The organism is Arthrobacter sp. 260 (assembly GCF_013116745.1).
Taxonomy (GTDB): domain Bacteria; phylum Actinomycetota; class Actinomycetes; order Actinomycetales; family Micrococcaceae; genus Arthrobacter_D.
In genome coordinates this window covers 1-250 of sequence record NZ_JABFOE010000077.1, presented here as the reverse complement: position 1 = coordinate 250, position 250 = coordinate 1, and the positions used below count along the sequence as shown (strand labels likewise).

1 protein-coding gene is annotated in these 250 nt (G+C 48.4%); it reads left to right on the top strand.

Translation table 11 applies throughout. The annotated features are described in order from the left end of the window. Positions 1-51: 51 nt before the first annotated feature. A partial coding sequence (locus HMI57_RS18935; protein ID WP_216607710.1) for a hypothetical protein occupies positions 52-250 on the top strand: 199 nt, incomplete at its 3' end.

The window sequence follows — 250 nt, the reverse complement described above, 5'->3', positions numbered from 1 at the left end:
CCACACACCTGGGAGGAGAAATCGCAGAGTTTTTGGAAGGCGCCGTCTGGCTTGCCTTTAGTGCAGCATCCCTTATTATTGATGATTGATTTAGCCAAAGAGGGTCACATCAGCCTCGAGCTCATCGCTGAAAAAACGGCGCACGCAGTGGCTGATTGCTTCCAAATCGAAGAGCGTGGGTATATCCGTGAAGGGTATTGGGCATATTTAGCGATCGTGGATCTGAACAAACCATTGACTGTATCAAAAG